This is a genomic window from Aphanizomenon sp. CS-733/32 (genome assembly GCF_028330045.1).
In the GTDB taxonomy this organism is placed as follows: Bacteria; Cyanobacteriota; Cyanobacteriia; order Cyanobacteriales; family Nostocaceae; genus Dolichospermum; species Dolichospermum gracile.
Genome location: NZ_JAQMSE010000151.1, coordinates 1 through 5,344, shown reverse-complemented (window position 1 = coordinate 5,344; position 5,344 = coordinate 1). Strand labels below are relative to the sequence as shown.

At 39.1% G+C, this 5,344-nt stretch carries 6 protein-coding genes and 2 pseudogenes; 4 read left to right on the top strand and 4 right to left on the bottom strand.

Annotated elements, in window-relative coordinates; all coding sequences use genetic code 11:
• Nucleotides 1-308: 308 nt before the first annotated feature.
• From PN471_RS12215 to PN471_RS12205, 3 genes are all read left to right on the top strand, one after another.
• Entirely contained in the window at nucleotides 309-1,148 is an 840-nt protein-coding gene (locus tag PN471_RS12215) for an RNA polymerase sigma factor (RefSeq protein ID WP_271777070.1), read from the top strand.
• A 20-nt stretch (nucleotides 1,149-1,168) separates the two neighbouring features.
• Nucleotides 1,169-2,695: a tetratricopeptide repeat protein gene (locus PN471_RS12210; protein ID WP_271777069.1), complete on the top strand. Its 1,527-nt coding sequence runs from the start codon at nucleotides 1,169-1,171 to the stop codon at nucleotides 2,693-2,695.
• A 103-nt stretch (nucleotides 2,696-2,798) separates the two neighbouring features.
• Entirely contained in the window at nucleotides 2,799-3,332 is a 534-nt protein-coding gene (locus tag PN471_RS12205; protein ID WP_271777068.1) for a fascin domain-containing protein, read from the top strand.
• 309 nt (nucleotides 3,333-3,641) lie between these two features.
• Here the strand turns inward: PN471_RS12205 and PN471_RS12200 are convergent, their stop codons facing one another.
• Nucleotides 3,642-4,028, bottom strand: coding sequence for a clan AA aspartic protease (locus tag PN471_RS12200; RefSeq protein ID WP_271777067.1), 387 nt, complete (start codon nucleotides 4,026-4,028; stop codon nucleotides 3,642-3,644).
• On the bottom strand, nucleotides 4,025-4,297 hold the full coding sequence (locus PN471_RS12195; RefSeq protein ID WP_039200650.1) for a hypothetical protein: 273 nt from the start codon (nucleotides 4,295-4,297) through the stop codon (nucleotides 4,025-4,027). Before PN471_RS12195 ends, PN471_RS12200 begins: the two co-directional genes overlap by 4 nt.
• A gap of 270 nt (nucleotides 4,298-4,567) precedes the next feature.
• Between PN471_RS12195 and PN471_RS12190 the strand changes: the two genes are divergently transcribed.
• Nucleotides 4,568-4,696, top strand: a complete 129-nt coding sequence (locus tag PN471_RS12190; RefSeq protein WP_271777071.1) for an element excision factor XisH family protein — start codon at nucleotides 4,568-4,570, stop codon at nucleotides 4,694-4,696.
• A gap of 186 nt (nucleotides 4,697-4,882) precedes the next feature.
• Here the strand turns inward: PN471_RS12190 and PN471_RS12185 are convergent.
• Together PN471_RS12185 and PN471_RS12180 are read right to left on the bottom strand one after the other, a co-directional pair.
• A pseudogene (locus tag PN471_RS12185) lies at nucleotides 4,883-5,029 on the bottom strand (DUF29 family protein); the annotation flags it as partial.
• A 207-nt stretch (nucleotides 5,030-5,236) separates the two neighbouring features.
• Nucleotides 5,237-5,344, bottom strand: a pseudogene (locus PN471_RS12180) (IS5/IS1182 family transposase); the annotation flags it as partial.

Here is a 5,344-nt window from a genome sequence, read left to right as displayed (position 1 = left end):
TGGGTTTCGGGCATTTTAACGTGATTTTTTGATGATTTTTGAGCGCTCGCTATTGAGCAGAAGTTAATCACCAAAAGCCTGAAACGAGGGATTTTCGTTCATGCACATCATGGTGAATTTGTACAGTGCGTAAGTCCTAGAAATTACTAAATCTATTGTATATCCATCATTGATATTATTGATATTACGGAATATTAAAATAATTGGACAATACTTGTATCTATAGTGTTGAATACTGCTTAGTCAGTAATAATAATGAATCAATTAACATTTTGTTATTTACAGTCTAGTCTTGTGTGCAGTTAAAAATGAACAGTAACTCATCTATGCAAATAGGGCTAAAACAAGAACCTTGGTTCTCGTCGTCAGAGATGGGAAACAGGAATATATTGCCAAAACAAAGCCAATTTACGGATTCATCTGCACATAATTGTCATTATTTTTGGCAATTATGGCAATCACATCAAGGTTATCTTTACAACTGTTGTTTAAAATGGCTTAACGGTAATTACCATGATGCGGAAGATGTAGTAAATCACGCAATGCTCAAAGCCTGGAATCAATGGATACAATCTACAAATGACATTAGACATCCTAAATCGTGGTTAGCTCAAATTACTTATAACTGCTGTATAGATTTCCGTCGAAAACGTCAACGAGAATCTGCAAAAATTGATAATATTGACGATGTGCAACTTGCAGATCATCCAGCACTTACTTCTAACTTATCACTTCCTGAATCTCAGCTTTTGAATGTGGAAATGGCCGCATATCTCAAGTATAAAATAGCATCTTTACCTGATAGATTGCGCTATCCTTTGATTTTACATTGTTGTCAAAACAAATCCTATGGAGATATTGCTAAACAACTCACCATTTCTGAAAAGAATGTTCGTAAATGTATTCAAGAAGCGCGGCAGATTTTACAAAAGCAGTTCAAGAAATATCTTGCGGGGGAAGATAACACTGCTTTTGATTACTTTTTCCCATTAAACACCGTGATTCCCATGGTAGAAGAATTAGAATCTGAGCAAATATGGAATCATGATTGCGAATCATCAATACCTACAAAAAGCCAACAGCAAGAAATTGATTATAAAGCAACTTTAATATGCCTGGAATCCTTACCAAATCATTGGTACAATTGAATCAGCCATCTGGGCTAAAGATGAATGTTCAGTTATTTACAGCAGCAAAATCAGCCAGACAACAGCAGAAAATTATCACTTTAAACAAGTACATTGAAAAATATCCTCAAGGATGGAAAAAAAGATTAGAATTAGCTGATTTACTTTACGAAATAGGAAACTGGTCACAAGCTATTATCGAATATAATCAAGTAATTGAACGACAACCTCAACTACTTGATGTGCATCTAAAATTGGCAAAGATATTGCAGTTAATGGGACAAGAAAAGGAGGCTTTACAAACCTATAATACAGCCCTATTTTTGTCTGAAAATCCGGTAACTCAGCATTATATACAAGGATTGATTGCAACTTGCAAAAGTGACAATGAAAAAGCTCTCACAGCCTTTAATTTAGCCATAAATTCAGAACCTGATCAAGTATTTCACCGACTGGCTTTGTCACAGGTATATCAAAATATAGAAAATCCCCTGGGTATTATCCGCACCCTAGAGTCGGTTTTAGTAATTAATCCAGATGATGTTATGTCCCTGATTTACAGCTATGATGCCCTGATGGTGGTGGGGGATATACAAACGGCGAAAGAGAGGTTTAACAGCCTTATAGCCCTAGCTGGTGATGATTTTCGAGTAATACAACGACAAATTGATCAACGTTTGCTGGCGAGAATGGTATCTGCTGAAGAGGGCAAAATCACTAAAAAAATGATTACCTCCTTACTAGGAACAATTCCCCATAGTGTTGAAGTCCATAAATCCTTAGCCTACTATCACATTTTACGAGGGGATTGGGCGCAAGGGGTGAAGGTATTAGCCAAATTTACCACCGAATGCCCCAATTATCCCTACGGTTGGTATTATTATGGGCGATGCTTATTCCACACAGGGGAATACCAGCAAGGGGCGGAAATGATGGAGAAAGCGTATTATCTGTATCCCCATGACCGGGAAATTTATCGGGGTTTGTGTGAAATTTTACCCTTTGCACCTGATCCAGTGAAGAGTAAAACGATTCTTGCTTCCATAGTGGAGGAGATGTTAACGCGCTTTCCTGAATGCTGGAGTATGTGGACGACTGCGGGGCGGGTATTGGTGGAACATTTTTCAGACATTGAACGGGGTTGTCAGGTTTCCCAACAGGGAACAAAACTACAACCCCAGTTAGCTGATACTTGGTTGCGTCATGGCCAGGTGTTGATTTTGGCTCGTAAACATCGGGAAGCCCTGGAAGCCTTAAAAAAAGCATGGGAGCTTTTACCGGACGGAGGTTATTTGCAATCCGTACCAGTGGCGTTTTGGTTGGGGGAAAGTTATCGAGTTTTGAAGAATGCTAAGGCTAGTAAACGGTGGTGGGAGGTAGCTGCTCAAGGATGTCAGGAGTTGAGGTTATTTAACCCAGCCATGGCTGATTACTGGTTAGGGAGGCTGATGATGGGTTTGGGGGATAAGTCGGGGGCTAGACGGGCTTATACAGGGGCTTTGAGTCAGCAGTTGTTGTATCCGGTGCGTGGGGAGGTGGAGGGAATTTTGGAGAAGCTGAAAAGGTAAGAGGGGTAAGGGTTATGGCGATTTATGGTGGTTTTTTTGGGGGGGGAAAAATTTGCCCGTAACTCGAAAAATTCACAAATGGGGGGAGTAAAACGTCTAAATAGTGTGGGAAGAAAAAACCACATCTTCAGTTAGTCTAGAAGGTAAGCAAATGTTAAAAAATTTCAAGACCCTAATTTCTGCAACATTGACAATTGTTTTTGCTCTTGGTGTTTTCTTCACTGTTGGAGTTAACAATGCTAAAGCTATTTCCCTGCAAGGAGATAATGGTCAATACTTGAGTCGAATCAGAAGAGGTGGAATTGACCCAATTGAAGTTGCTAAACCAAAACTTGATCCTCCTTTTACTAGCTTTGATCTGGTCAAACTGCCAGACGGAAAAGTAGCTTTGAAAGCAGATAACGGTCAATACTTGAGTCGAATCAGAAGAGGTGCAATTAACTCGATTGAAGCTGCTAAACCAAACCTTGATCCTCCTTTTACTAGCTTTGATCTGGTCAACCTGCCAAACGGCAAAGTGGCTTTGAAAGCAGATAATGGTCAATACTTGAGTCGAATCAGAAGAGGTGCAATTGACCCAGTTGAAGCTGCTAAAACTGATATTGACGTTTTTTCTCAATTCACACTAGTTCCCTAATGTTATAACTGGGCTGGATTTTTGTTTAAGTGCGATCGCTGATCCCGTAGGGTGAGTTAATGCAATGTAACGCACCTTATGTATGTTTATTTACTGATTTTCGGTGGGTTACGCTATCGCTAACCCACCCTACGTTTTTGTCCGTGGTTGATAGCCTTTCCCTTGTTTCCTCACAAATCAATCAACCTAATTCTGTATAAACTGGGTTTTATTACTATAATTTATTTTTCTAAATCTTTAATTGCCTTTTGAACCTCACTTAAGTAAGTGCGATAGTGAAGCGCTGCTGCAAGCAGATCGATCCTCATCTTAAATATATGAAATCAAAGGTGGGATTTGTTCTAACGAAACTAAACCATTCTCTTCAAAATCAATCTCCAGATGATATCCTGCCATCAAAGCCGTTCCCAATAAAGGTTTAAAACCAGATGCTAAAATAGGAACTACTTTTTCTTGATTGTCCCAAACAATGGTTGCTAAATGTATAGATAACAAAGTCTCCCTACCATCGGCTAATCTAGCAAGCGTAGTGGAATATAACGGCAGATTCATCGCGCTGACAGCTTGTGGTGGTAATGTAAGATGGTCGTTGAATCCAGTATCAATAATAAAATTAATAGAAAAATTTGGTTGTGTCGGTAAACGGAAAATTACTGGCACAATCGCTTTGCTATCCATCAATCTCCCGTAAATCATTTGACAGTACGCTCAATCGCTCCCCCAAAGCTGACAGCAACATCATAACCAATCCGCATCGTAAATAATCTGGCATTTGGTTTCTTTTGCTTTAACTTTAATGCAGTTTCTACGCCAGTTTTATCAATTCCGTATTCACCGGTTTCCGCATCAATTACAATCATTTTGCCAATGTGATCATCACATTCCACTTGTTGACGAATGCCATTTTCGTAAAATTGTTTAGCCCTTTCGGCAACTTCTTCTAGGGTCCAAAAAATAGCCTGCATGATCATTACACCTCCTTTATGCTGTTTAATTATTCTAGCTGAATTTTAACCTGTATAGTGATAGTGCGATAGCGAAGCGCTCCGCAGGAATGGCTGATCCTGTAGGGTGCGTTAAGGGAGAGTAACGCACCTTTTTCATCCCCTGTCTAAAGCACGTAAGGCTACGCAATGCTTACTCAGGGGCTTTCAAACTTCCCAGTCTTTCTTGTAATTTTGCGCCTCTATGCAAAGTTATAATGTGATTGACGTTAACGGAGTGTAACGCACCTTATATATGATTATGATGAGTTTTTTAGTCGGAAGTTTATTCAAAGAATAATTGGCGAATATGACCTAAAATTACTAATTTTTAACCCAGACCAAGAGGAGATTGTGATGCTGAATAAACCGAAAACCTAGATATATTAAGAGTTTCCGGGGTAAAAAAGTGAATTAGGTGCAAGGAATAAGCATTGAAACCATTAAAAACCTATCACTTTCTAGAATTTGAGACTATTCTTATATCTTTCTAATTCTTCCTCCTGACTCCTGACTCCTGACTCCTGACTCCTAACCCTCACAGATAACTTTTTCAGCAAACCCTAGTTAAAGCCTATCCATCAAAACCGTTCCCAATAAAGGTTTAAAACCAGATGCTAAAATAGGAACTTTCTTTTCCCTCCTTCCCATACTATCAATTTCTTCAATCAAATTCTCAATATCTAATTGCTGTAATTTTCTTTCTCTCAAAAGTGTAAGTGTAGTATGCTGTAGGGTGCGTTAGTGCTGCGGGAATTTCGAGACAATTTTGGAGAAGCTGAAAAGGTAAGAGGGGTAAGGTTTATGGCGATTTGTGGTGGTTTTTTTAGGGGGGGAAATTTGTTTGTAACTTGAAAAATTCACAAATGGGGGGAGTAAAACGTCTAAGAGGGTGTTTGAAAAGTTTTGAGGAGTCAAAATTTATGCCAATTGCCTGAGCATGATACGGATCATAGCTAGATAGATAAAAGTCTCTGATGTTTCAGGTAGTAACTCGTAGTCTCTGACTAATCGACGACAACCCATCAG

Coding starts and splice junctions, on each gene's coding strand:
- PN471_RS12215 (WP_271777070.1), top strand. CDS start 309: ATGAACAGTAACTCATCTATGCAAATAGGGCTAAAACAAGAACCTTGG.
- PN471_RS12210 (WP_271777069.1), top strand. CDS start 1,169: ATGAATGTTCAGTTATTTACAGCAGCAAAATCAGCCAGACAACAGCAG.
- PN471_RS12200 (WP_271777067.1), bottom strand. CDS start 4,028: ATGATTTACGGGAGATTGATGGATAGCAAAGCGATTGTGCCAGTAATT.
- PN471_RS12195 (WP_039200650.1), bottom strand. CDS start 4,297: ATGCAGGCTATTTTTTGGACCCTAGAAGAAGTTGCCGAAAGGGCTAAA.